This is a genomic window from Anaerobacillus alkalidiazotrophicus (assembly GCF_001866055.1).
Map to the genome: position 1 here is coordinate 544332 of NZ_MLQS01000001.1, position 22254 is coordinate 566585.

At 36.6% G+C, this 22254-nt stretch carries 33 protein-coding genes and 1 other annotated feature; of the genes, 29 read left to right on the top strand and 4 right to left on the bottom strand.

Annotated features, from left to right (window positions below; translation table 11 throughout):
- Window positions 1-21 precede the first annotated feature (21 nt).
- The 28 genes from rplE (at window position 22) to BKP45_RS02720 (ending at window position 17354) form a co-directional block, all read left to right on the top strand.
- Window positions 22-561 (top strand): 50S ribosomal protein L5, encoded by a 540-nt coding sequence (gene rplE / locus BKP45_RS02585; RefSeq protein WP_071307877.1) that lies wholly within the window; start codon window positions 22-24, stop codon window positions 559-561.
- A 31-nt stretch (window positions 562-592) separates the two neighbouring features.
- Window positions 593-778 (top strand): 30S ribosomal protein S14, encoded by a 186-nt coding sequence (rpsN, locus tag BKP45_RS02590; RefSeq protein WP_011064535.1) that lies wholly within the window; start codon window positions 593-595, stop codon window positions 776-778.
- Window positions 779-806: 28 nt separating this feature from the next.
- Window positions 807-1205, top strand: a complete 399-nt coding sequence (gene rpsH, locus BKP45_RS02595) for a 30S ribosomal protein S8 (RefSeq protein ID WP_071307878.1) — start codon at window positions 807-809, stop codon at window positions 1203-1205.
- Between the two features lie 30 nt (window positions 1206-1235).
- Window positions 1236-1772: a 50S ribosomal protein L6 gene (gene rplF, locus BKP45_RS02600; RefSeq protein ID WP_071388230.1), complete on the top strand. Its 537-nt coding sequence runs from the start codon at window positions 1236-1238 to the stop codon at window positions 1770-1772.
- A gap of 31 nt (window positions 1773-1803) precedes the next feature.
- Window positions 1804-2166, top strand: coding sequence for a 50S ribosomal protein L18 (rplR, locus tag BKP45_RS02605; RefSeq protein WP_071388231.1), 363 nt, complete (start codon window positions 1804-1806; stop codon window positions 2164-2166).
- A gap of 17 nt (window positions 2167-2183) precedes the next feature.
- Window positions 2184-2684: a 30S ribosomal protein S5 gene (gene rpsE, locus BKP45_RS02610; RefSeq protein ID WP_071307881.1), complete on the top strand. Its 501-nt coding sequence runs from the start codon at window positions 2184-2186 to the stop codon at window positions 2682-2684.
- A 12-nt stretch (window positions 2685-2696) separates the two neighbouring features.
- A complete protein-coding gene (gene rpmD / locus BKP45_RS02615; RefSeq protein WP_012957154.1) occupies window positions 2697-2885 on the top strand; it encodes a 50S ribosomal protein L30 in 189 nt (62 codons plus the stop codon).
- Window positions 2886-2911: 26 nt separating this feature from the next.
- Window positions 2912-3352: a 50S ribosomal protein L15 gene (rplO, locus tag BKP45_RS02620; RefSeq protein WP_071307883.1), complete on the top strand. Its 441-nt coding sequence runs from the start codon at window positions 2912-2914 to the stop codon at window positions 3350-3352.
- A complete protein-coding gene (gene secY / locus BKP45_RS02625; RefSeq protein ID WP_071388232.1) occupies window positions 3352-4644 on the top strand; it encodes a preprotein translocase subunit SecY in 1293 nt (430 codons plus the stop codon). Before rplO ends, secY begins: the two co-directional genes overlap by 1 nt.
- A gap of 63 nt (window positions 4645-4707) precedes the next feature.
- The gene (locus tag BKP45_RS02630; protein WP_071388233.1) at window positions 4708-5361 is read left to right on the top strand and encodes an adenylate kinase; all 654 of its coding nucleotides are present in this window, start codon (window positions 4708-4710) and stop codon (window positions 5359-5361) included.
- Window positions 5358-6104, top strand: a complete 747-nt coding sequence (map, locus tag BKP45_RS02635; protein WP_071388234.1) for a type I methionyl aminopeptidase — start codon at window positions 5358-5360, stop codon at window positions 6102-6104. The genes BKP45_RS02630 and map overlap by 4 nt, the downstream gene beginning before the upstream one ends.
- A 17-nt stretch (window positions 6105-6121) precedes the next feature.
- Window positions 6122-6427 carry a KOW domain-containing RNA-binding protein gene (locus BKP45_RS02640; protein ID WP_071388235.1) on the top strand — a complete coding sequence of 102 codons (306 nt, stop codon included), beginning with the start codon at window positions 6122-6124 and terminating at the stop codon, window positions 6425-6427.
- Window positions 6428-6431: 4 nt separating this feature from the next.
- Window positions 6432-6650: a translation initiation factor IF-1 gene (infA, locus tag BKP45_RS02645; protein WP_071307888.1), complete on the top strand. Its 219-nt coding sequence runs from the start codon at window positions 6432-6434 to the stop codon at window positions 6648-6650.
- A gap of 101 nt (window positions 6651-6751) precedes the next feature.
- Window positions 6752-6865, top strand: coding sequence for a 50S ribosomal protein L36 (gene rpmJ / locus BKP45_RS02650; protein ID WP_003322638.1), 114 nt, complete (start codon window positions 6752-6754; stop codon window positions 6863-6865).
- A 22-nt stretch (window positions 6866-6887) separates the two neighbouring features.
- Window positions 6888-7253: a 30S ribosomal protein S13 gene (gene rpsM / locus BKP45_RS02655; RefSeq protein WP_071388236.1), complete on the top strand. Its 366-nt coding sequence runs from the start codon at window positions 6888-6890 to the stop codon at window positions 7251-7253.
- 18 nt (window positions 7254-7271) lie between these two features.
- Window positions 7272-7664, top strand: a complete 393-nt coding sequence (gene rpsK, locus BKP45_RS02660; protein WP_071388237.1) for a 30S ribosomal protein S11 — start codon at window positions 7272-7274, stop codon at window positions 7662-7664.
- 199 nt (window positions 7665-7863) lie between these two features.
- Window positions 7864-8808: a DNA-directed RNA polymerase subunit alpha gene (locus tag BKP45_RS02665; RefSeq protein ID WP_071388238.1), complete on the top strand. Its 945-nt coding sequence runs from the start codon at window positions 7864-7866 to the stop codon at window positions 8806-8808.
- Window positions 8809-9023: 215 nt separating this feature from the next.
- Window positions 9024-9386, top strand: a complete 363-nt coding sequence (gene rplQ, locus BKP45_RS02670; protein WP_071311403.1) for a 50S ribosomal protein L17 — start codon at window positions 9024-9026, stop codon at window positions 9384-9386.
- Window positions 9387-9560: 174 nt separating this feature from the next.
- Complete coding sequence (locus BKP45_RS02675; protein WP_071388239.1) at window positions 9561-10406, top strand: energy-coupling factor ABC transporter ATP-binding protein; 846 nt, start codon at window positions 9561-9563, stop codon at window positions 10404-10406.
- A complete protein-coding gene (locus BKP45_RS02680) occupies window positions 10382-11248 on the top strand; it encodes an energy-coupling factor ABC transporter ATP-binding protein (protein ID WP_071388240.1) in 867 nt (288 codons plus the stop codon). Before BKP45_RS02675 ends, BKP45_RS02680 begins: the two co-directional genes overlap by 25 nt.
- Window positions 11249-11250: 2 nt before the next feature.
- Complete coding sequence (locus BKP45_RS02685; RefSeq protein ID WP_071388241.1) at window positions 11251-12048, top strand: energy-coupling factor transporter transmembrane component T family protein; 798 nt, start codon at window positions 11251-11253, stop codon at window positions 12046-12048.
- Window positions 12049-12064: 16 nt separating this feature from the next.
- Entirely contained in the window at window positions 12065-12808 is a 744-nt protein-coding gene (gene truA, locus BKP45_RS02690; RefSeq protein WP_071388242.1) for a tRNA pseudouridine(38-40) synthase TruA, read from the top strand.
- A 161-nt stretch (window positions 12809-12969) separates the two neighbouring features.
- Window positions 12970-13407 carry a 50S ribosomal protein L13 gene (gene rplM / locus BKP45_RS02695; protein WP_071307897.1) on the top strand — a complete coding sequence of 146 codons (438 nt, stop codon included), beginning with the start codon at window positions 12970-12972 and terminating at the stop codon, window positions 13405-13407.
- 19 nt (window positions 13408-13426) lie between these two features.
- Window positions 13427-13819, top strand: a complete 393-nt coding sequence (gene rpsI / locus BKP45_RS02700) for a 30S ribosomal protein S9 (protein ID WP_071307898.1) — start codon at window positions 13427-13429, stop codon at window positions 13817-13819.
- A 150-nt stretch (window positions 13820-13969) separates the two neighbouring features.
- A complete protein-coding gene (locus tag BKP45_RS02705) occupies window positions 13970-14761 on the top strand; it encodes a class I SAM-dependent methyltransferase (protein WP_071388243.1) in 792 nt (263 codons plus the stop codon).
- A 121-nt stretch (window positions 14762-14882) separates the two neighbouring features.
- Complete coding sequence (locus BKP45_RS02710; protein ID WP_071388244.1) at window positions 14883-15320, top strand: DUF2521 family protein; 438 nt, start codon at window positions 14883-14885, stop codon at window positions 15318-15320.
- A 123-nt stretch (window positions 15321-15443) separates the two neighbouring features.
- Window positions 15444-16160 (top strand): N-acetylmuramoyl-L-alanine amidase CwlD, encoded by a 717-nt coding sequence (cwlD, locus tag BKP45_RS02715; protein WP_071388245.1) that lies wholly within the window; start codon window positions 15444-15446, stop codon window positions 16158-16160.
- Between the two features lie 144 nt (window positions 16161-16304).
- Window positions 16305-17354, top strand: a complete 1050-nt coding sequence (locus tag BKP45_RS02720; protein ID WP_071388246.1) for an Mrp/NBP35 family ATP-binding protein — start codon at window positions 16305-16307, stop codon at window positions 17352-17354.
- Window positions 17355-17459: 105 nt separating this feature from the next.
- On the opposite strand, the gene gerD is transcribed toward BKP45_RS02720, so the two are convergent.
- Complete coding sequence (gene gerD / locus BKP45_RS02725) at window positions 17460-18038, bottom strand: spore germination lipoprotein GerD (protein WP_245747368.1); 579 nt, start codon at window positions 18036-18038, stop codon at window positions 17460-17462.
- A 360-nt stretch (window positions 18039-18398) separates the two neighbouring features.
- Window positions 18399-19160 carry a polysaccharide deacetylase family sporulation protein PdaB gene (pdaB, locus tag BKP45_RS02730; protein WP_071388247.1) on the bottom strand — a complete coding sequence of 254 codons (762 nt, stop codon included), beginning with the start codon at window positions 19158-19160 and terminating at the stop codon, window positions 18399-18401.
- Window positions 19161-19306: 146 nt separating this feature from the next.
- Here pdaB and BKP45_RS02735 point away from each other — a divergent pair, with 146 nt between their 5' ends.
- Entirely contained in the window at window positions 19307-19537 is a 231-nt protein-coding gene (locus tag BKP45_RS02735) for a hypothetical protein (protein WP_071388248.1), read from the top strand.
- Window positions 19538-20075: 538 nt separating this feature from the next.
- Window positions 20076-20696, top strand: a sequence feature (16S ribosomal RNA rRNA prediction is too short).
- Between the two features lie 357 nt (window positions 20697-21053).
- Here the strand turns inward: BKP45_RS02735 and BKP45_RS02740 are convergent.
- Complete coding sequence (locus BKP45_RS02740; RefSeq protein ID WP_071388249.1) at window positions 21054-21356, bottom strand: DUF6962 family protein; 303 nt, start codon at window positions 21354-21356, stop codon at window positions 21054-21056.
- 52 nt (window positions 21357-21408) lie between these two features.
- Window positions 21409-21936, bottom strand: a complete 528-nt coding sequence (locus tag BKP45_RS02745) for an AAA family ATPase (RefSeq protein WP_071388250.1) — start codon at window positions 21934-21936, stop codon at window positions 21409-21411.
- Window positions 21937-22254: the final 318 nt, after the last annotated feature.

A 22254-nucleotide genomic window follows, 5' to 3' on the forward strand; every position in this document is an offset into this window, starting at 1 on the left:
GTCTGAAAGGAGGTCAATCACATGAATCGTTTAAAAGAGAAGTACCAAAACGAAATCGTCCCTGCACTAGTTGATAAATTTAACTATAGTTCAGTAATGGCTGTACCTAAAGTTGAAAAGATCGTTATCAATATGGGTGTTGGTGACGCAGTTTCTAACGCAAAAGCTTTAGATAAAGCTGTTGAAGAATTAACTCAAATTACAGGTCAAAAGCCACTTATCACAAAAGCAAAAAAATCAATCGCTGGTTTCAAGCTTCGTGAAGGTATGCCAATTGGTGCGAAGGTAACTCTTCGTGGCGAGCGCATGTATGAGTTTTTAGATAAATTAGTTTCAGTTTCCTTACCACGTGTACGTGACTTCCGTGGGATTTCAAAGAAAGCATTTGACGGACGTGGAAACTACACTTTAGGAGTTAAAGAACAATTAATCTTCCCAGAAATCGATTACGATAAAGTTGACAGAGTTCGCGGTATGGACATCGTAGTAGTAACTACTGCTAATACGGATGAAGAAGCTCGTGAATTATTAACTCAAATGGGAATGCCATTTCAAAAATAGTCGGTAAATAATTGAAGAAGGAGTGAAAACTTTGGCGAAAAAGTCTATGATTGCTAAGCAGAAGCGTCCACAAAAGTTCAAAGTGCAAGAGTATACTCGTTGCGAACGTTGTGGTCGTCCTCACTCAGTCATTCGTAAATTCAAATTATGTCGGATTTGCTTCCGTGAGTTAGCATATAAAGGTCAAATCCCTGGCGTTAAAAAAGCAAGCTGGTAATTTCCAAGTACGGAAGGAGGTAAAACAGATGGTCATGACAGATCCTATTGCAGATATGCTTACTAGAATTCGTAATGCAAACACTGTTCGTCACGAAAAATTAGAGCTACCTGCATCAAAAGTTAAAAAAGAAGTCGCTGAAATCCTTAAGCGTGAAGGTTTTGTTCGCGATGTTGAATATATTGAAGATAACAAACAAGGTATCATTCGCATCTTTTTAAAGTATGGTGCGAATAACGAGCGTGTAATTTCCGGACTAAAGCGCATTAGTAAGCCTGGTTTGCGTGTATACGCTAAAGCTACTGAAGTACCTCGTGTTCTTGGTGGTTTAGGAATTGCGATCGTATCTACTTCTAACGGAATTCTTACTGACAAAGAAGCACGTCAACAGCAAATCGGCGGAGAAATTTTAGCATACGTTTGGTAAGAATATAGAAAAGAAACGGAGGTGTATCGAATGTCTCGTATTGGTAATAAGCCAGTTGAAATTCCAGCTGGTGTAACTGTTACGTTAAATAATAATACTATTACTATAAAAGGACCTAAAGGAGAACTTAATAGAGAAGTTCATCCTGACATGGTTGTAAAAGTAGAAGAAAATACTCTCACAGTAGAGCGTCCTTCTGATAATAAATTACATCGTTCTTTACACGGTACTACTCGTAGTATCATCAGTAACATGGTCGAAGGTGTAACGAAAGGGTATGAAAGAGCATTAGAACTTATCGGTGTCGGTTACCGTGCGTCTAAACAAGGACAAAAATTAGTTCTTAATGTAGGTTATTCTCACCCAGTAGAAATCACTCCTGAGGCAGGCCTTGAAGTTGAAGTTCCTTCAAACACAAAGGTTATCGTTAAAGGGATTGACAAAGAGCGTGTAGGTGCTCTTGCATCAAATATCCGTGCTGTACGTTTACCTGAGCCTTATAAAGGAAAAGGTATTCGTTATGAAGGTGAATTTGTTCGTCGTAAAGAAGGTAAGACTGGTAAGTAAATAGTAAGATAACGGAAAGGACTGACGTTCAATGATTACGAAGCCAAGCAAAAATCTGGCACGTAAGAAGAGACATGCACATGTTCGTCGTACAATTACAGGAACTGCTGAACGTCCTCGTTTAAATGTATTCCGTTCTTCTAAGCACATCTATGCACAATTGATTGATGATGTTGCAGGTGTAACTGTAGCTAGTGCAAACAGCTTAGACAAAGAACTTAATCTTGAAAACGGCGGAAATATTGAAGCAGCTAAAAAAGTTGGCGAGCTTGTAGCTAAACGTGCTATTGAAAAAGGTTATGAAACAATTGTATTCGATCGTGGTGGTTACTTATACCATGGACGTGTTAAAGAATTAGCAGACGCAGCCAGAGCAGCTGGATTGCAATTCTAAAGAACAAAGGAGGGAAAATAATGCGCATTGACCCAAATACTTTGGAACTAGAAGAAAAAGTAGTAGCGGTCAACCGTGTAGCAAAGGTTGTTAAAGGTGGACGTCGTTTCCGCTTTGCTGCACTGGTTGTTGTTGGAGATAAAAACGGTCATGTTGGCTTTGGAATGGGTAAAGCACAAGAAGTACCGGAAGCAATTCGTAAAGCAATTGAAGATGCAAAGAAAAACTTAGTAACTGTGCCGATCGTTGGTACAACAATTCCACATCAAATCATTGGTCACTTTGGTGCGGGTAATGTATTATTAAAACCTGCTAGTGAAGGTACTGGAGTTATCGCTGGTGGTCCAGTACGTGCGGTACTTGAACTTGCTGGTGTAGGTGACATCTTATCTAAGTCTTTAGGTTCGAACAACCCAATCAACATGGTTCGTGCTACAGTAACTGGACTTAAAAACTTAAAACGTGCTGAAGATGTTGCTAAATTACGCGGAAAATCCGTAGAAGAACTATTAGGATAGGAGGGAACGTAAATGGCTAAGAAATTAGAAATTACCCTCACTAGAAGCTTAATTGGTCGCCCTGAGGATCAACGTGTTACTGTAAACACATTAGGTTTACGTAAAATGCATCAAACAGTAGTACAAGAAGATAATGCTGCTATTCGCGGTATGGTTAACAAAGTATCTCATTTACTAACTGTTAAAGAAATAGAAGCTTAAAATTTATAGATTGAGGAGGTGCTAAGATGAAACTTCACGAACTGAAGCCTGCTGAAGGTTCACGTAAAGAACGTAATCGTGTAGGACGCGGTATTGGTTCTGGTAACGGAAAAACAGCTGGACGTGGACATAAAGGTCAAAATTCACGTTCTGGTGGTGGAGTACGCCCAGGTTTTGAGGGTGGTCAAAACCCGTTATATCGTCGTCTTCCTAAACGTGGATTTACGAACCCAACTCGAAAAGAATATGCGATTCTTAACCTTGATCAGTTAAATCGTTTCGAAGATGGTACAGAAGTAACTCCAGAGTTACTACTTGAAACAGGTACGGTAAGTAATGCAAAGGACGGAATTAAGATCCTCGGAAACGGTAAGCTTGAAGTTAAGCTTACGGTAAAGGCTAACAAATTCTCTGCTTCTGCAGTAGAGGCAATTGAAGCTGCTGGCGGAAAAACTGAGGTGATTTAATGTTTCAGACGATCTCCAATATACTACGCGTGGGTGATTTGCGACGTAAAGTCTTTTTCACCCTGCTAATGCTCATTGTATTTAGGATTGGTGCCTTTATTCCTGTTCCTGGAGCAAACGCTGAAGTGCTTCAGTTTCAAGATCAAATGAATGCATTTGGTTTCCTAAATACCTTTGGTGGAGGTGCCCTAGAAAACTTCTCAATTTTCGCAATGGGGATTATGCCTTACATTACTGCATCTATTATTGTTCAATTACTACAAATGGATGTTGTACCAAAGTTTGCTGAATGGGCAAAACAAGGAGAGGCGGGCAGACGTAAATTAGCTCAGTTTACCCGTTATGGAACAATCGTACTAGGTTTCATACAAGCGATTGGAATGTCGGTTGGTTTTAATCGACTCGTTCCAGGCTTAATTCCTAATCCTAGTTTTGGAAAATTTATTATAATTGCATTAGTATTGACTGCAGGTACAGCCTTTCTAATGTGGTTAGGTGAACAAATTACCGCTAAAGGTGTAGGAAATGGTATATCTATCCTAATCTTTGGAGGGATCGCCGCAGGAATTCCTAATGCCGCAAACCAAGTTTATGCAACAAGAATTCAGAATGCTGGTGAACAGTTATTCTTAAATATAGTAGTAGTTTTATTACTGTTACTAATACTTCTTGCTATTGTTGTTGGAGTTATCTTTGTACAACAGGCATTAAGAAAAATCCCAGTACAATATGCTAAACGATTAGTTGCTGGAAAACCACAAGGTGGCGGCTCAACACATTTGCCATTAAAAGTGAATGCTGCAGGGGTAATTCCTGTCATTTTTGCAATGTCATTGTTTATATTTCCACCAACGATAGCTGGATTTATAGGTGATGATAATACTGTAGCTAGATGGATTACTACTTATTTTGATTTCTCAAACCCATATGGAATGGTTGTTTACGCGGCCTTAATTATTGGGTTTACGTATTTTTATACGTTTATTCAAGTTAATCCAGAGCAAATGGCAGAAAACCTTAAAAAGCAAGGTGGCTATGTCCCTGGTATTCGTCCCGGTAAAACAACACAAGTTTACTTAACTAGAATTTTATACCGTTTAACATTTGTTGGCGCACTATTCCTAGCGACAATTTCTATTATCCCAGTGTTTTTTACAACAGGTCTTAACTTACCATCATCTGTTCAAATTGGTGGAACTGGTTTGTTAATTGTTGTTGGTGTAGCCCTGGATACGATGAAGCAAATTGAAGGTCAACTTATTAAACGTCATTATAAAGGGTTTATTAAGTAATAAAGGGAAATGGGGAGATCCTCCCCAAATCCAGTTGTTAAAACGGATGATGGAGGGATATATATGAACCTAATTTTAATGGGGCTTCCAGGTGCTGGTAAAGGCACACAAGCTGAAAAAATTGTTGAAAAGTACGGTATTCCACATATTTCTACAGGAGATATGTTTCGTGCAGCAATTAAGGATGGTACAGATTTAGGTAAACAGGCAAAATCTTTTATGGATGCTGGTAACCTTGTTCCTGATGAAGTAACAATTGGTATTGTTCGCGAACGTTTAAGCAAAGAAGATTGCAACAAAGGCTTTTTACTTGATGGTTTTCCAAGAACAGTAGCACAGGCAGAAGCATTAGAAACGATGTTAGCATCGCTAGATCGTAAAATTGACTCAGTTATCTATGTTGAAGTTCCTAAAGAAGAACTTTTTGAACGTTTAACAGGTCGTTGGGTTTCTCCTACTTCTGGTGCTACTTATCATATTAAATTTAACCCACCAAAGGTTGAAGGTATTTGTGATAAAGATGGAAGTACTCTTGTACAACGTCAAGATGATAAGCCAGAAACAGTAGCAAATCGCTTAGAAGTTAATTTAAAACAAACTCAACCATTAATCGATTTTTATTCTGAAAAAGGATATTTAGAGCGAATTGATGGTAATCAACACATTCAAAAAGTCTTTGAAGATGTTGAAAATATCTTGAAAGGGATCCCTGCATGATTATATGTAAAACGCCTAGAGAAATTGAAATAATGCGTGTTGCTGGTAAAATTGTTGCATTGACCCATCAAGAGTTGAAGAAATATATACAACCAGGCATTTCTACTAAGGAATTAGACTCAATTGCTGAAAAATTTATTAGGCAACATGATGCGATTCCATCTTTTAAAGGCTATAATGGATTTACCGGTAGTATTTGTGCTTCAGTTAATGAAGAATTGGTACATGGAATACCAGGAGAAAAAATATTGAAAAATGGTGATATCATCAGTATAGATATTGGTGCGAAATACAATGGGTATCATGGTGACTCGGCTTGGACTTATGCTGTTGGCGAAATTTCTGCTGAAACTCAGAAACTTTTAGACGTTACTGAACAGTCTTTATATAAAGGACTTGAAGAAGCAAAGGCAGGAGTAAGACTATCTAATATATCCCATGCTATTCAAACGTATGTAGAATCGTACGATTTCTCCGTTGTTCGAGAGTATGTTGGCCATGGTATTGGTCAAAATTTACATGAAGATCCACAAATTCCACACTTTGGACCACCTGATAAAGGACCAAGATTAAAACCTGGAATGGTACTTGCAGTTGAACCAATGGTAAATGCAGGGAAACGTTATGTTCGGACTCTCCCTGATAATTGGACGGTTGTAACTACTGATGGAAAGATGTGTGCTCATTTTGAACATACTATTGCAATTGTGGAGACAGGGTATGAAATTTTAACGAAAGCCTAAAGTGATGGTGATTAATTATGATCGATCCTGATTCAATACCTCACATCGGACAAATGGTGAGGATAATGAAAGGCAGAGATGCTGGTGGAGTAGCATGTATCATTCAAATAGAGGATTCGCGTTTCGTGTATATCGCTGATGGTGATAAACGAAAGGTAGATCGCTCTAAGAAGAAAAATGTGAATCACTTACATTTGTTTGACTTTATTTCTCCAGAAGTGAAAAATAGTATTGAACAAACTGGACGTGTAACCAATGCGAAGTTGCGTTTTGCAATTTCCACTTTTATGAACGATTATAATTTCCTGATGGAAGGAGAGTAAATTCATGGCCAAAGAAGATGTAATCGAGGTAGAAGGTACGGTAATTGAGCCGCTACCAAATGCCATGTTCCGAGTAGAGCTTGAAAATGGACATAAAATATTAGCTCATGTTTCAGGTAAAATTCGTATGCATTTTATTCGTATATTACCAGGAGACAAAGTAACTGTTGAATTGTCACCGTATGACTTAACACGTGGGCGTATCACGTATCGATTCAAATAAATAAAGAGCATGTTTAAAAAAGAAAACTTATTTCCGTATTTTTTAAACATCCTCTAAAGAAAAACGTGAACACACTCCGTAGTAATAGGGAGGTAAAAAACATGAAGGTAAGACCATCTGTCAAACCAATTTGTGAAAAGTGCAAGGTAATCCGTCGTAAAGGTACGGTTATGGTTATTTGCGAAAACCCTAAGCATAAACAAAAACAAGGTTAAAATAAAGGAGGTGCGATAAAAAATGGCACGTATTGCTGGTGTTGACATTCCTCGTGATAAACGCGTGGTTGTGTCTTTAACATACGTATTTGGTATCGGTAAAACTAGAGCTTCTGAAATCCTTGCTCAAGCAGGTATTTCTGAGGATACTCGTGTACGTGATCTAACAGAAGAAGAATTAGGTAAGATCCGTGATATTATTGATGGATACAAGGTAGAAGGTGACCTTCGCCGTGAAGTATCATTAAACATCAAACGTTTAATTGAAATTGGTTGCTACCGTGGTGTTCGTCACCGTCGTGGGTTACCTGTTCGTGGTCAAAATTCAAAAAACAATGCTCGTACGCGTAAGGGACCTCGTCGTACTGTAGCTAATAAGAAGAAATAGTAAAGGAGGTAGCATAGAATGGCAAAAGGAAAAACAACTCGTCCTAAACGTCGCGCTCGTAAAAATATTGAAGCTGGTGTTGCTCATATCCGCTCAACATTTAACAATACAATTGTGACAATCACTGACACACAAGGAAATGCAATTTCTTGGGCAAGTGCTGGTGGATTAGGATTTAAAGGTTCTCGTAAATCAACACCATTTGCTGCGCAAATGGCAGCGGAGACTGCTGGTAAAGCTGCTATGGAACATGGCATGAAGACACTTGAAGTTTCTGTTAAAGGACCAGGCGCTGGTCGTGAAGCAGCTATACGTTCATTACAAGCAGTAGGACTTGAAGTAAGCATGATTCGTGACGTTACTCCAGTTCCACATAATGGCTGCCGTCCACCAAAACGTCGTCGAGTATAAAAAAGAAATCGAATTATTGTATAGATTTCCTTGATTTGTCAATAATGTGTAAGAAGTTATTTTTTAATTAATTAAAGTACGGTTCTTACAAAGGTTGACTCAATTAGGTATGAACGGCTCAGAACTACCTAATCGGGAATTCCGGTTGGACTAATACAAGTCGACCGGAGTTTCGACGTTTTGAAGGAGGGTTTGTTTAATGATAGAAATTGAAAAACCAAAGATTGAAACGGTTGAAATCAGCGACGATGCTAAGTATGGTAAGTTTGTTGTTGAACCACTTGAGCGAGGCTACGGAACGACTCTAGGCAATTCGTTACGTCGTATTTTACTATCATCATTACCAGGTGCAGCTGTAACAGCGGTACAAATTGATGGCGTATTACATGAGTTTTCTACTATTGAAGGTGTAGTAGAAGATGTGACCTCAATCATCCTTAACTTGAAACAACTTTCTCTTAAAATCTATTCTGATGAAGAAAAAACATTGGAATTAGACATTCAAGGAGAAGGTGTAGTTACAGCAGCAGATATTACTCATGATAGCGATGTTGATATTTTAAACCCTGATTTGCATATAGCAACTCTTTCAAAGGGAGCACATCTTCATATGCGTTTAACCGCTCGTCGTGGACGTGGTTATGTTCCAGCTGATGGAAACAAGAAAGAGGACTTGCCTATTGGAGTAATTCCAGTTGATTCTATTTACACGCCTGTATCTAGAGTTAACTATCAAGTGGAAAATACTCGTGTTGGGCAAGTAACAAACTATGACAAACTAACCCTTGATGTCTGGACAGATGGAAGCATTCGACCAGAAGAAGCTGTTTCTATTGGTGCAAAAATCTTAACAGAACATTTAAACATTTTTGTCGGTCTTACTGACCAAGCGCAAAATGCTGAGATTATGGTTGAAAAAGAGGAAGATCAGAAAGAAAAAGTACTTGAAATGACGATTGAAGAACTTGATCTTTCAGTTCGCTCTTATAACTGCTTGAAGCGTGCTGGGATTAATACTGTACAAGAATTAACTCACAAGTCTGAAGAAGATATGATGAAAGTTCGTAACCTCGGACGTAAATCACTAGAAGAAGTTCAGGAGAAGCTTGGTGAGCTAGGACTAGGTCTTCGTAATGAAGATTAATTCATAGTTTTATTGGTAAAGAAAAAAGTCAGGAGAAACCTGTACTTTATATCGTTTAGATTGTTTAACCATGTTAAATAATTAAAGTATGACAAACTTTTGCTTGAACATATTGTTTAGCAAAGTTTTAGATAGATTTGATTACTAAATGAACAGAAGAGTTACAAAAGAATGATATCTCTTCTTACTTCAAAACAAAAAGGAGGGAATCTCTAATGGCATACGCAAAATTAGGCCGTGATAGTTCTGCTAGAAAGGCTTTGTTCCGTGATTTAGCTACAGACTTAATCATCAATGAAAGAATCGAAACTACTGAAGCAAAAGCAAAAGAACTTCGTTCAATCGTTGAGAAAATGATCACACTTGGTAAACGTGGCGACCTACATGCTAGACGTCAAGTTGCTTCTTTCGTTCGTCGTGAAGTTGCTGACCAGGAATCAGGTCAAGATGCAATTCAAAAGCTTTTTGCTGATATTGCTCCACGTTATGAAGAGAGACAAGGTGGATATACTCGTATTTTAAAACTTGGACCTCGTCGTGGAGACGGTGCACCAATGGTTATTATCGAGTTAGTTTAATAAACTATAACTCCAAGGGCGAGACAAAGATTTTATGATCTTAGTCTGGTCCTTTTTTACAATTTTATGATGTATATCCAATTCACCTTTAGAAGGGTATCTATTCTTCTTTAATAGGCTTGGGTTCGGATAATTCGTATATAATCTACATACATAACAGAAGGTGAGTTGCAGGTGAGTAACACGTTAATTAGAATAAATGGTTTATCATTTAAATATGACGAAGAGTCTTTAAATGTCCTTAACAATATTCATATGCAGGTATGTAAAGGAGAATGGGTATCGATTGTTGGGCATAACGGTTCAGGTAAGTCTACATTAGCAAAGTTTCTTAATGGTCTTCTTATTCCGACTCAGCCTAACATTGTAACTGTCGAAGATCTAGATAGTTACGATGAAGAAATCGTATGGAAGGTTCGTAATAAAGTTGGTATGGTTTTTCAAAATCCTGATAACCAGATGGTGGCAACGACAGTTCGTGATGATGTGGCTTTCGGTTTGGAGAATATCGGAATTAAACGGGAAGAAATGCTTAATAGGATTGATTGGGCTATCCAAAAAGTAAAAATGGAAAACTATTTAGAGCATGAACCACATCGTTTATCTGGTGGACAAAAACAACGAGTAGCTATTGCTGGTATCATCGCTATGCGTCCATCAGTTTTAATCTTGGATGAGGCGACATCGATGCTCGATCCAATGGGGAGAAAAGAAGTACTAGATACAGTATGGAAGTTGAATAAAGAAGAAGGAATGACAGTAATTAATATAACGCACGATTTAGAAGAAACCGTTCTATCAGATAAAATCATTGTTATGAACAAAGGTGAAATTTCAACTTATGGTTCACCAAAAGAAGTTTTTGCTCAAGGAGAGAAACTAGTGGAAGCAGGGCTAGATTTACCATTTTCTCTTCAAATACAACAACTTATAAAAGAAAAAGGCTATAATATTCCTACAGCTTGTTTAACAAAGAAAGAATTGGTGAATGAACTATGGAGATTACAATCAAAAACCTAGACCATACATACATGCCTGGAACCCCTTTTGAACATGAGGCGTTAAAAGGTATTAATTTACATATAGAATCAGGAAAGTTTGTAGCTATTATCGGTCATACTGGATCAGGCAAGTCTACAATTGTACAACATCTAAATGGGCTATTAAAGCCCACGAGTGGAAGTATTCAAATTGGTGAATATTTAATTGAGGCAAATAAAAAAAATAAAGATATATCTAAGCTACGCAAACACGTTGGTGTGGTTTTCCAATATCCGGAACATCAGCTTTTTGATGAAACGGTTGAGAGTGATATTGCTTTTGGACCATTAAATTTTGGATTATCGAAAGAGCAAGTTCAAAAAAGAGTGGCAGAGGTAATACCATTAGTAAATTTAAGTGAGGACGTACTTAAGAAATCTCCTTTCGATCTAAGTGGTGGTCAAAAGCGTCGTGTAGCTATTGCCGGTGTCTTAGCAAGTAAACCACATGTTCTTGTATTAGACGAGCCTACTGCCGGGCTAGATCCGTTAGGTAGAACACAAATGATGGAACTGTTTGTAACACTTCACAAAGCAGAAAAACTTACAACAATACTAGTTACACATAATATGGAATTTGCTGCGATGTATGCGGATGTTGTAGTAGTTATGGACAAAGGTAAAATACTATTACAAGGATCACCAGAGGAGATATTTAATTCTAAGGACCTTCTTAAACAAATTGGACTTGATGTACCCCAAACAGTTCAGATGGCTATGATGTTAGAAGAACGCTTTGATATAAAGCTTCCAAAGCATTTATTTACGAATGAGAAACTTGTAGAAGCTATAGTAAAACTACTTGAAAAGGGGGGAGAATAACTGTGCTACAAAATATTATTATCGGTCAATATGTTTCAGGAAACTCAGTTATTCACCGTCTTGATGCTAGAAGTAAATTAATAGCAACTTTTCTATTTGTTATGATTGTTTTTATAGCTAATAATTGGATTACATACCTAGTTTTATTTACAACTGTAATATTTGCGATTGGTATTTCTAAAGTGTCTCCAAGATATATATATAAAGGGATGAAGCCTATTTTTTTCTTAATCATCCTTATGTTTATTCTCCATGGAATTCTGACTAAAGAAGGAGAGTTACTCTTTGCATTCGGATGGTTTGAGGTCTATGTAGGGGGGATTATTCAAGGTTTATTTATAGCATCAAGGTTATTGTTACTAATTATGATGACAACGCTATTAACATTAACTACAGCTCCAATACAACTTACGGATGGGTTAGAAGACATATTTGGCCCTTTACGAAAGTTTCACGTTCCAGTTCATGAAATAGCACTCATGATGTCTATTTCTTTACGTTTTATTCCTACGTTGTTGCAAGAAACAGATAAAATTATGAAGGCACAAATGGCAAGAGGAGTAGATTTTCAAGGGGGATCTCTAGTAAATAGAATAAAGGCAATTATCCCTTTATTAGTTCCTCTTTTTATGCAGTCATTTCGTAGAGCGGAAGATTTAGCAACTGCCATGGAAGCAAGGTGTTATAGAGGTGGGGAAGGTAGAACGAGATTAAGAGAGTTACAATGGACAATACTAGATACAGTAGCAGTTTTGTTAATTATTATATTAGGATTTCTATTATTTTTACTAAGATCATAGTAAGGGTGTGTAATAAGTGAAAAGAATAAAATGTGTAGTTGCTTATGATGGCACCTTTTTCAATGGGTTTCAAATTCAACCTAAAGGTAGAACCGTACAAGCGGAAATTGAGGGGGGATTACAAAAGCTCCATAAAGGTCAAGAAATTAAAATTTTTGCATCAGGTAGAACAGATGCCTTGGTTCACGCAAAAGGACAAGTTATTCATTTTGATACGCCATTACAAATTCAAATGGAGCGATGGCAAAATGCCCTTCAGACCGTTCTTCCTTCCGATATTTCAGTTTTAGATCTATGTGAAGTTGAACCAAAGTTTCATGCTAGATTCGACGTAATAAGTAAAGAGTATCGATATTATGTTCAAAAAGGTAGAAAGCTTGACGTTTTTATGCGTAATTTTCGCTGCTTTTACCCCTATCAGCTATCCGTTGAAAAAATGAGGCAAGCTGCAAACCAAGTAGTTGGGACTCACGATTTCACTTCATTTTCTTCAGCAAAGACAGACAAAGAAGATAAAGTAAGAACGATTTACTCCTTTGATATAGTTGAGAACAGTGATGTGATCGAATTTAAGATTGTGGGAGACGGCTTTTTACGTAATATGGTAAGAATACTGGTAGGCACTATTCTTGAAGTGGGTAGAGGGAAACGTGATCCAAATGAGATATCACAAATAATAAAAAGCAATGATAGGGAAACTGCAGGCCCTACAGCTCCAGGCCAAGGTCTCTTTTTATGGAAAGTAAATTATGACAACTGATCCTAGTGTAACATTTGTTGTTGACATTGTGCTTGAGATATTATAAGATGATCTATGGTATTTCAAAAACCCACTAGCCCCGGGTTTGAGAATGTTACTTTAGACACGTTGAAATAAAACTATATTAATTTAGATGTGAAAGCTTTAGGAGGGAAATAAGCATGCGTACGACATATATGGCAAAGCCAAACCAAGTTGAACGTAAATGGTACGTTATCGACGCTGAAGGTCAAACTTTAGGTCGTTTAGCTAGTGAAGTAGCCTCTATCCTTCGTGGTAAAAATAAACCAACTTTTACTCCACATGTGGATACTGGTGATTTTGTAATTATTATCAATGCTGAAAAAATTCATTTAACTGGTAAGAAGTTAACGGATAAGATCTACTACCGTCACTCTAACCACCCAGGTGGATTAAAGCAAAGAACTGCGCTTGAAATGCGCACAAACCGTCCAACTCAAATGATCGAGTTAGCGGTAAAAGGAATGCTTCCTAAAAATACTTTAGGACGTAAGCAAGGTATGAAATTACACGTTTATGCTGGTAGTGAACATCCACACCAAGCTCAAAAACCAGAAGTTTACGAACTTCGCGGTTAATATATAAGGAGGGTTTTCTTTGGCACAAGTACAATATTACGGTACTGGTCGTCGTAAGCACTCTGTTGCACGTGTACGTTTAGTTCCAGGTGAAGGACGTATCGTGATCAACGGTCGCGACTTAGACGAGTATTTCGGATTAGAAACATTAAAGCTTATCGTTAAGCAACCACTTGTAGAAACTGAAACTGAAGGTAAATATGATGTATTAGTAAACGTTAACGGTGGTGGATACACTGGACAAGCGGGTGCTATCCGTCATGGTGTTGCTCGTGCACTTTTAGGAGCAGATCCAGAATTCCGTGCTGGCTTAAAGCGCGCTGGATTCTTAACTCGTGATGCACGTATGAAAGAACGTAAAAAATACGGTCTTAAAGCAGCACGTCGTGCACCTCAGTTCTCAAAACGTTAATATCATTACGTTTCAAGGCTCTCATCCTTTTGGATGGGGGTCTTTTTTTATGAGAGTAATGCAGTAATGACTATATTTAAAAGCTGAATTTTTGTACTTGCAGAAGAATGTAGTATTATATACATATTAATTTGGTTTGGAGGATTATTTATGGATGCTAAAGAGAAGAATTTGTTGGCTTGGAACAGTGGTGCATATCAAGCTTGGCTTAATCGGTTTGGTACACCAGAAGAAGCTGCTAGGAAAATAAAGGTGGATCCGCATAAAAGGGTAGGATCAGTCTTAAACTATATGGGTGAAACAATACATGGAAAAAAGATAATAAATTTACTCGGATCAAATGGAAATAAAGCCGTTGCACTGGCTCTGCTCGGAGCAAGTGTCACTGTTGTTGATTTTTCAATAGAAAATGAGGCTTATGCCAATGAACTTGCAAAAGAGGCTGGAGTAGAAATTCGGTACATTGTTTCAGACGTACTTCAATTACCACCTGATGAACTAACGAGTGATTATGATATTGTCTTTATGGAATTTGGGATTCTTCACTATTTCAAGGACCTACATCCGTTGTTTGAATTAGTTTCAAAACTACTTGGAACAAAAGGACGTTTAGTACTACAAGATTTTCATCCAGTAACTACGAAATTAATTTCATCTCGTGGTACAACGGCAAAGGTTAGAAAGCATAAAGTGACAGGGAACTATTTCGATACGACTCTAGAAGAGAAAGAAGTATCTCACTCAAAATTCTTAGAAGCGAACAAAAAAATCTCAACTGATCATAAAGTTTACTTACGGAATTGGACTATTGGTGAAATTGTCACATCCATTGCTGATGAAGGTTTATTTATTAAGGTGCTAGAGGAGTTACCAAATCAATCTTCTGAAATTTTTGATCAGGGAATCCCTAAAACCTTCACAATCATTGCAGAAAAAATGTGAAAAAATAATACAATCAGAAAAATAACCCGCAACAGACTATTTTTGCCTATTTAGTTGCAATTTCCATAGCATTAACTATGCCTCCTTGATTGAAACTAACAAAAAAAGGGGGGATAATACAGTGAATGTGATCACTACCTTTGAGGATCGCAGACGTAAAAAGCAATGGAACTTTGAAAGACAAGTGTTGCGAAAGCTCTCTTTATCAAAAATAAGAGGCTACATTCATATGCACTTCCCTTCAGTTTTCGAAAAACACCAAAAATTAGGGAGTAGTTTTGCTGAAGATGCATGCATTGATTTTGCTATAGACGCTTATTTATTAGGTGCTGAATTTAGTCGCTTTGGCTATTACGGGGAAACAGAAGTGTTAGTAAGAAGACGTTGCCAAGAAGAGTATAATGAACAGATAAATCATTTATATGACCAACTATCTGGTTGGCTTTTCAAATATGAGCAAGACGATCATTTTTTTGCTTTGTGTGAAAGTTTTATTCTCTTTTGGTGGGAAAAGGGCTTTCAAGAGGGAGAAAAAAGGTATAGGATGAAGCTAAACTAATTTGAAATTCTCGTTACTTAAGTATGCTTGATGAGGGGTACTTCTTTCGGAAAGATGTTAAATTAAGTTCATATTTTCCTCCTTGTCCCAATATAATGTATGGAGACGATAGGAGGGGAAGGGATGAGCAAGTGGTTTAAAGGTGGAGTCTTTGCAGCTGGATTAATCATTTTATTATTTTATATTCAATATCAATTTGTAAGTACCGATTCAGGTTCTTCATGGTCATTACCTTTATCAGGGAAGATAATTATTGTGGATCCCGGACACGGTGGGATAGATGGTGGAGCTAGTTCAGATAGTGGGCTTTTAGAGAAAGATGTTGCATTAAGTATTAGTTTAATCCTTAGAGATTATCTCCAAGAGGCAGGTGCTCTTGTCATTATGTCTAGGGAAGAAGATACAGACTTGGCAGACCCAACAACTAAAGGAGTTAGGAATCGGAAAGTCCAAGATTTGAAAAGAAGAGTTCAGCTTGTAAATGAAACAGGCAGCGACTTATTTGTTTCACTCCATCTTAACGCAATACCTTCACCCAAATGGTCAGGTGCACAAACCTTTTACAATCGGTCAATAGATCAAAACGAAAGATTGGCAAAATTTATTCAAGAAGAAATAAGGTATAACCTTGAAAATACAAATAGATTAGCAAAACCAATTGGTAATGTATATTTATTAAAACATGCTCAAATACCCGGAGCGTTAATTGAAGTTGGCTTTTTATCTAATCCAAGCGAAGCCGACTTACTTAATACGAAGGCTTACCAACAAAAAGTTGCGGCTTCTATTTATCAAGGTATTATGAGGTATTACACAGAAGAGCCAGTTCCTTCTAGTTAATAGAAGACTGGCCTTTTTAACACGAATTAATATTTCCTATTTATACATTTAATAAATTGTTAAATTTCATAAGCTTTGTAACATTACTATTAAAGTGGCTGTGTTATACTATTTACATAACCTAATACATAAGGGGTGTTTATTTTGCTTACACAAGAAAAAATCTTAGATGCGTTAAAAACAGTGCGTGAACCGTTTTTAAATAAAAGTATTGTTGAAATTGATGGGATTCGTGAAATTAAAATAAAAGATGGTTTAGTAAGCATTAAAGTTGCCATTTCTAAAACTGGAACACAAGAGCAATTGCAGTTACAACAACAAATTGTATCTACCGTAAAAGAAGTTGGTGCGCAATCTGTTGGTTTACGGTTTGAGCAACTTACAGATGAAGAAATGAATAAGTTAGGTGTAGATCCAAATGGAGCTCCAAAGTCACTGTTAGACGAAGGTGTTCGCACAACCTTCATAGCAGTTACTAGTGGTAAGGGTGGTGTTGGTAAATCTACAGTCTCAGTAAATTTAGCTACCTCACTAGCACGATTAGGGAAAAAAGTAGGAATTATTGACGCCGATATATATGGATTTAGTGTACCGGATATGATGGGGATTGAAGAAAAACCTAAAGTTAAAGGTGAAAGAATTTATCCGGTTAATCGCTTTGGTGTGCAAGTAATATCAATGGGATTTTTTGTTCAAGATAATTCTCCAATCATTTGGCGTGGACCTATGCTAGGTAAAATGTTAAATAACTTCTTTACACAAGTAGAGTGGGATGAACTAGATTATCTAATTTTAGATTTACCTCCTGGTACTGGTGACGTTGCACTTGATGTCCATAACATGTTGCCAAGCAGTAAAGAGATTATTGTTACTACCCCACATCCAACAGCTGCTTTTGTTGCAGCTAGAGCAGGTGTAATGGCAATAAAAACAGAGCATGAAATTTTAGGTGTTGTTGAAAATATGGCTTATTTCAAAAGTCAGCTAACAGGGGAAAAGGAGTTTGTATTTGGCCAAGGTGGTGGTAAAAGATTAGCTCAAGAATTACAAACAGATATCTTGGCCCAAATTCCGCTAGGGCAGCCTGAAATAGATGAAGAAGATTTCGCTCCTTCTATCTATGCACCAGATCATTCTATTGGTCAAATTTATATGAAGATGGCTCAAAAAGTTATTGATAAAATTGAAGCATAATACAAAAAGCCCAACTATGAGTCTAACATAGTTGAGCTTTTTGTTATCATAAGGTTTTCGGGTTGGTAATAGTAATTAATATTTAATATTTAAATACTGGCTCAATTATTCGCCTTCTTCTTGTTCTTCAGCTGCTTCTTTTTTCATTTGTTCACTTGCCACTTTACCTAATATTTCATTGACTTGTGCTTTAAAGTATGGGCTTTCAAATGCGTCGGTCATGATGTTCATGACTTGTTGACGATATTCCTTACTTTTCATCAAATCGAGAGCCGCACTTTCCATTTCAGGATCTTGTAATATGTCCATCATCATCGTTTGATATTCAGGGTCTTTCATTAAATTTTTTAATATTTTTTCAACTTCAGTTTGTAAGCTTTCCGCTAAGGATTTTGCAAATTCAGGATCTTGCATTAAATCTTCCCAAAATTGCTTTCCTTGCTCAGAGGTAAGAACTTGCTGAATTGTTTCTTTAACAAGAGCTTGTTCAAGAACGATTTCTTGTTTGACCTCATCATCGCTTAATACTTCTTGAATAGATTTTTTTCCTTCATCGGTCTTAAGCATATCAACCATCATTTGCTTTGTGCTTTCATAGTCAGGTTGACTTCCTTGATCCTCTACAGCGCAGCTAGCTAATAATAGTAATAATAAAAGTAAGAGGAGCTTCTTAAAGCTTTTCAAGGTAGTATTCGCCCCTTTCCATATCATTTCAGTATTAATATGAAACAAAAAAACAAAAATTATCCAAAAAATAATGATTAAAGAGGAAAATACTTTTTAGATTACGCCCTAATTATGTGAGAATATTAAATATAAGTACCTTATGTAAGGTTTAACTACAAAAGGCACTTTTTCTTATACAAAGAAAAAGTGCCTTTTAATAATAATTTAAGAAATAGTTGTTTGGTGCGTACCTTTATAAAAGAAGTGTCACTTTAATAACTTTCCTTATTAAGATATAAGTAATTTCTTGCTGGAGCTTTTAAATTTTAAAATTTAATTTTATCCAGTAGCGGTGAATGTTGCTTTTTTGAGTTGAATCTATTTAATTTCTTTGCTTTTAGCATCTGTGTTAGCTAACAATTCAGTTACAGTAACAAAAGAATAGCCTTTATTTTTTAATTGGTCAATAACAACAGGTAAGGCTTTGTGTGTTTGTTTTACACGGTCTGAAGCATGGAAGAGGACAATATCCCCACCGCTAACATTGTTAACAACATTACTAATAATTTGTTCAACTCCTGGATTACTATAATCCTTTGAGTCTACACTCCAGTGAATTAATGTATATTTCTCGGCTTCTGAAATCCCTAAAACTCTTTTATCGAAATTTCCATTTGGTGGACGTAAAAGTTTTGGTGTTTTATTAGTTAGTTCAAATAATGTTTGGTGTGCTCTACGAATATCTTTTCGTATTTTATCGTCGTCCCATTGAGGATAGTTTTCGTACCTGTATCCATGATTGCCGATTTCGTGTCCATCTTTCCATATTCTCTCTACAATATCCGGGTGTCTTTCAGCCCATGAAGCAGATAAGAAAAACGTTGCGTTATTTATTCCCTTTTCTTTTAAAATATCTAAAATAGGTAAAGCTTTTTCTTCACCCCAACTAATATTAAAAGTTAAGGCGATCTTTTTCTCATTGGTCTCAGCCTTATATATAGCAGTAGCTTCGGCTGACGGAGAAAAAACAGCAATTTGACTTCTTTCCACATACAAAATACCTGATGTAAAAAATGCGGCGATGACAATGATTAAATATTGCTTTATTTTTTTACTATTCCAAACCCAGATGAAATTCATACCAGCCCTCCTTGTCCCTTTATTTGCATTATATGTATGCTTATTACTGAGTTGTTATGAATAAATTGGGCAAAATTAGAAAATAATTTCATAAGAGTACAAATTTTGATTGTTACTTTTACTCATATATTGAAAGGAAGGTAATTATGATTGGGGTAATGTTAAATAGCAAAGAATCTCAAGAAATTGAGTATATGTTAAAAAGAGAATTAGAAGAATTGTTATTGGATTTAACAGACTCAAGAATAGATGGAATTGTAAAAAGATCAATGGAAGAAAGGTATAAAATTATCTTTGGTCTATACAAGCGTTTTGCCTCCCCAAAAGAATGTTATAAGTATATTAGAATGAAACCTCGTCATAGCGAAAAAATGTAAAAAAATATTGACTTTATTATCATAAGTTGATATAGTATTAAACGTTGCTGTTAGAGATTAACTCGAGCAAAAAAAGTATTTTACTTAATTGTTCAGGAATGATATATTATTCAAGTCGCTGATTGAAAAAAGATGTTGACAAGATTGTGGTGACCTGATAAAATGAATTCTTGTGACCGTAACGAAAGACAAGAATTGTTCTTTGAAAACTGAACACACAGCCAAGCGAATTAAAGAGATAGTAAATATCTCGTCAATGAATTTAAATTTTGAGCTTTATCAAACACTTTTATGGAGAGTTTGATCCTGGCTCAGGACGAACGCTGGCGGCGTGCCTAATACATGCAAGTCGAGCGAATGGATGGGAGCTTGCTCCCTGAAATTAGCGGCGGACGGGTGAGTAACACGGTGGGCAACCTGCCCTGTAGACTGGGATAACTTCGGNATTGTTCTTTGAAACTGAACACACAGCCAAGCGAATTAAAGAGATAGTAAATATCTCGTCAATGAATTTAAATTTTGAGCTTTATCAAACACTTTTATGGAGAGTTTGATCCTGGCTCAGGACGAACGCTGGCGGCGTGCCTAATACATGCAAGTCGAGCGAATGGATGGGAGCTTGCTCCCTGAAATTAGCGGCGGACGGGTGAGTAACACGTGGGCAACCTGCCCTGTAGACTGGGATAACTTCGGGAAACCGAAGCTAATACCGGATAATCTTTGGAGCCTCATGGTTCNNAAGTAAAAGTTGGGTTTTACCTAACACTACAGGATGGGCCCGCGTCGCATTAGCTAGTTGGTAAGGTAACGGCTTACCAAGGCGACGATGCGTAGCCGACCTGAGAGGGTGATCGGCCACACTGGGACTGAGACACGGCCCAGACTCCTACGGGAGGCAGCAGTAGGGAATCTTCCGCAATGGACGAAAGTCTGACGGAGCAACGCCGCGTGAGCGATGAAGGCCTTCGGGTCGTAAAGCTCTGTTGTTGAAAGAGATGTCTGTGAGGATTATCGTTTTAGCTTGAAAGAGTAACGTATAAGCTTTTAATAGAATTGGAGAGCAAGAAAACAAGGACTTGTAAAAAAATGACATACAAGCCCCGGGTATCCTATTGCCTTTTTTCCTAAGTTGATTGATAGTTGATTGATCAACTTTTCTTTAGGCTGTATTATATTTTCCTAATTTAGAGGTTTAGATGTAATTTGTAAGTTATTGGCTCTTTAGCCTGATGACATTGGGGTCTTACTTGCCCCTTAAGTGTGGGATAAAACACCTGTAAAACCTTACAAAAAGGTCTTCAATTTGGTTATATTAAACAAGGAAAAAATGAGTGGTTCTCAGTTTAATGGGTTCTGTTGAGGGATGCAAAACTTGTATTGAAACTAGTTTTATCACTCAAAATGACAAATTATAGTTATCAAAAGACACCAGAAAAAAGATGGCAATTGCCATCTTTTTTGACATATGTTGAATCTTAATCATTTTTAAAGGTCTTTCTTCAACTAATGCTCACCGTTAATTGATGAAGAAATGTAGAATCGGGGGTGATAATAGTAATACAATCGCACTTATTATTAACGTTTTGGACACCGCTATAGGTAGTTTTTCTCTACCCTTTCCTTCGTACCATCCACTGAATTGTAGTTTATTTCTATATAAAACAAAGATTAATATAAAAACACCGAGCATAGCTGTCCATCCATATTTTTCTGTATGAATTCCAATATTTGAATAAATAGCATGAGGTATTCCACCTATTAGTGTTGCAAGAATAGCAAAAATAAAAATAATCCTTAGTAGTTCCAATAATACTCGCACATTACTCTCCCCTTTACGCTTCGTCACTAACGCGTTCGTTACTTCAACAGAATCAATAGTTGAATCTAGGATTTTCTCTTATATTCGAAAGCATTTCATTTAAATTTGATGGTTGTATGTTGGTTGTATTATAGACAAAGCGTTTATCTATTCCTTTACTTTCAAACTCATCCACTAATTCTAAACATCTTACTCCCATCTGATGTTCTTTAATCCTTAAAGCGTCTCTTCTTAACAGTTCAGCATGATCCACCCATAAAACAACATATTTAATTTCGACATTCTTAACCTTGGCATAAATCTTTTGAGAAAACTTTTCTACTTCTTCTGGAAAAGCAACGTAATCAATAATCACATTCTTTTTTGCCTGAACAAAATTGATACTTAAATCAGCAAAATTTTCCCAAGTTAATGATAGTAATTCTTCGCTTTCCCACGGCGGTAGGTATCCACCAATAACCATATGATTAATTAAATCGCCTTCAATATAAGCACTATGGTCAAACTGTTTAGCAAGTCTTATGGAAGTAGTAGATTTACCAACTCCTGCGGGTCCAGATATAATATAAATTTTATTCATTATTTACCACCTATTTTTTATATGTACATATGTAATTCAATGTTAAATCCTTAAAATCCTTTGTTCAACTAAACTCAATACTGTAACGAAAGTCGAACTATCGCTATTGAAGTAACGATTATCGTTAGTTAGAAATTTATTAATTCTGATTATAGAACAAACCAACAGAGTCTTCTAATTCAAATAAGATATTATTTAAAAAATTAAAGAGTGAAATCGTTAGTGAAAATCCCATGTAGATATTTTTTCTCTTCGAATCTCCAATAGCATCCTTACTATATTTAATATATGTCAAAGATAGCCAAATGAAAAAAGGAA

Bases quoted from the DNA above. Each gene is read 5' to 3' on its own strand.
- rplE (WP_071307877.1), top strand. From the start codon at position 22: ATGAATCGTTTAAAAGAGAAGTACCAAAACGAAATCGTCCCTGCACTA.
- rpsH (WP_071307878.1), top strand. From the start codon at position 807: ATGGTCATGACAGATCCTATTGCAGATATGCTTACTAGAATTCGTAAT.
- rplF (WP_071388230.1), top strand. From the start codon at position 1,236: ATGTCTCGTATTGGTAATAAGCCAGTTGAAATTCCAGCTGGTGTAACT.
- rplR (WP_071388231.1), top strand. From the start codon at position 1,804: ATGATTACGAAGCCAAGCAAAAATCTGGCACGTAAGAAGAGACATGCA.
- rpmD (WP_012957154.1), top strand. From the start codon at position 2,697: ATGGCTAAGAAATTAGAAATTACCCTCACTAGAAGCTTAATTGGTCGC.
- rplO (WP_071307883.1), top strand. From the start codon at position 2,912: ATGAAACTTCACGAACTGAAGCCTGCTGAAGGTTCACGTAAAGAACGT.
- secY (WP_071388232.1), top strand. From the start codon at position 3,352: ATGTTTCAGACGATCTCCAATATACTACGCGTGGGTGATTTGCGACGT.
- BKP45_RS02630 (WP_071388233.1), top strand. From the start codon at position 4,708: ATGAACCTAATTTTAATGGGGCTTCCAGGTGCTGGTAAAGGCACACAA.
- map (WP_071388234.1), top strand. From the start codon at position 5,358: ATGATTATATGTAAAACGCCTAGAGAAATTGAAATAATGCGTGTTGCT.
- BKP45_RS02640 (WP_071388235.1), top strand. From the start codon at position 6,122: ATGATCGATCCTGATTCAATACCTCACATCGGACAAATGGTGAGGATA.
- infA (WP_071307888.1), top strand. From the start codon at position 6,432: ATGGCCAAAGAAGATGTAATCGAGGTAGAAGGTACGGTAATTGAGCCG.
- rpmJ (WP_003322638.1), top strand. From the start codon at position 6,752: ATGAAGGTAAGACCATCTGTCAAACCAATTTGTGAAAAGTGCAAGGTA.
- rpsM (WP_071388236.1), top strand. From the start codon at position 6,888: ATGGCACGTATTGCTGGTGTTGACATTCCTCGTGATAAACGCGTGGTT.
- rpsK (WP_071388237.1), top strand. From the start codon at position 7,272: ATGGCAAAAGGAAAAACAACTCGTCCTAAACGTCGCGCTCGTAAAAAT.
- BKP45_RS02665 (WP_071388238.1), top strand. From the start codon at position 7,864: ATGATAGAAATTGAAAAACCAAAGATTGAAACGGTTGAAATCAGCGAC.
- rplQ (WP_071311403.1), top strand. From the start codon at position 9,024: ATGGCATACGCAAAATTAGGCCGTGATAGTTCTGCTAGAAAGGCTTTG.
- BKP45_RS02680 (WP_071388240.1), top strand. From the start codon at position 10,382: ATGGAGATTACAATCAAAAACCTAGACCATACATACATGCCTGGAACC.
- rplM (WP_071307897.1), top strand. From the start codon at position 12,970: ATGCGTACGACATATATGGCAAAGCCAAACCAAGTTGAACGTAAATGG.
- BKP45_RS02705 (WP_071388243.1), top strand. From the start codon at position 13,970: ATGGATGCTAAAGAGAAGAATTTGTTGGCTTGGAACAGTGGTGCATAT.
- cwlD (WP_071388245.1), top strand. From the start codon at position 15,444: ATGAGCAAGTGGTTTAAAGGTGGAGTCTTTGCAGCTGGATTAATCATT.
- pdaB (WP_071388247.1), bottom strand. From the start codon at position 19,160: ATGAATTTCATCTGGGTTTGGAATAGTAAAAAAATAAAGCAATATTTA.
- BKP45_RS02735 (WP_071388248.1), top strand. From the start codon at position 19,307: ATGATTGGGGTAATGTTAAATAGCAAAGAATCTCAAGAAATTGAGTAT.
- BKP45_RS02745 (WP_071388250.1), bottom strand. From the start codon at position 21,936: ATGAATAAAATTTATATTATATCTGGACCCGCAGGAGTTGGTAAATCT.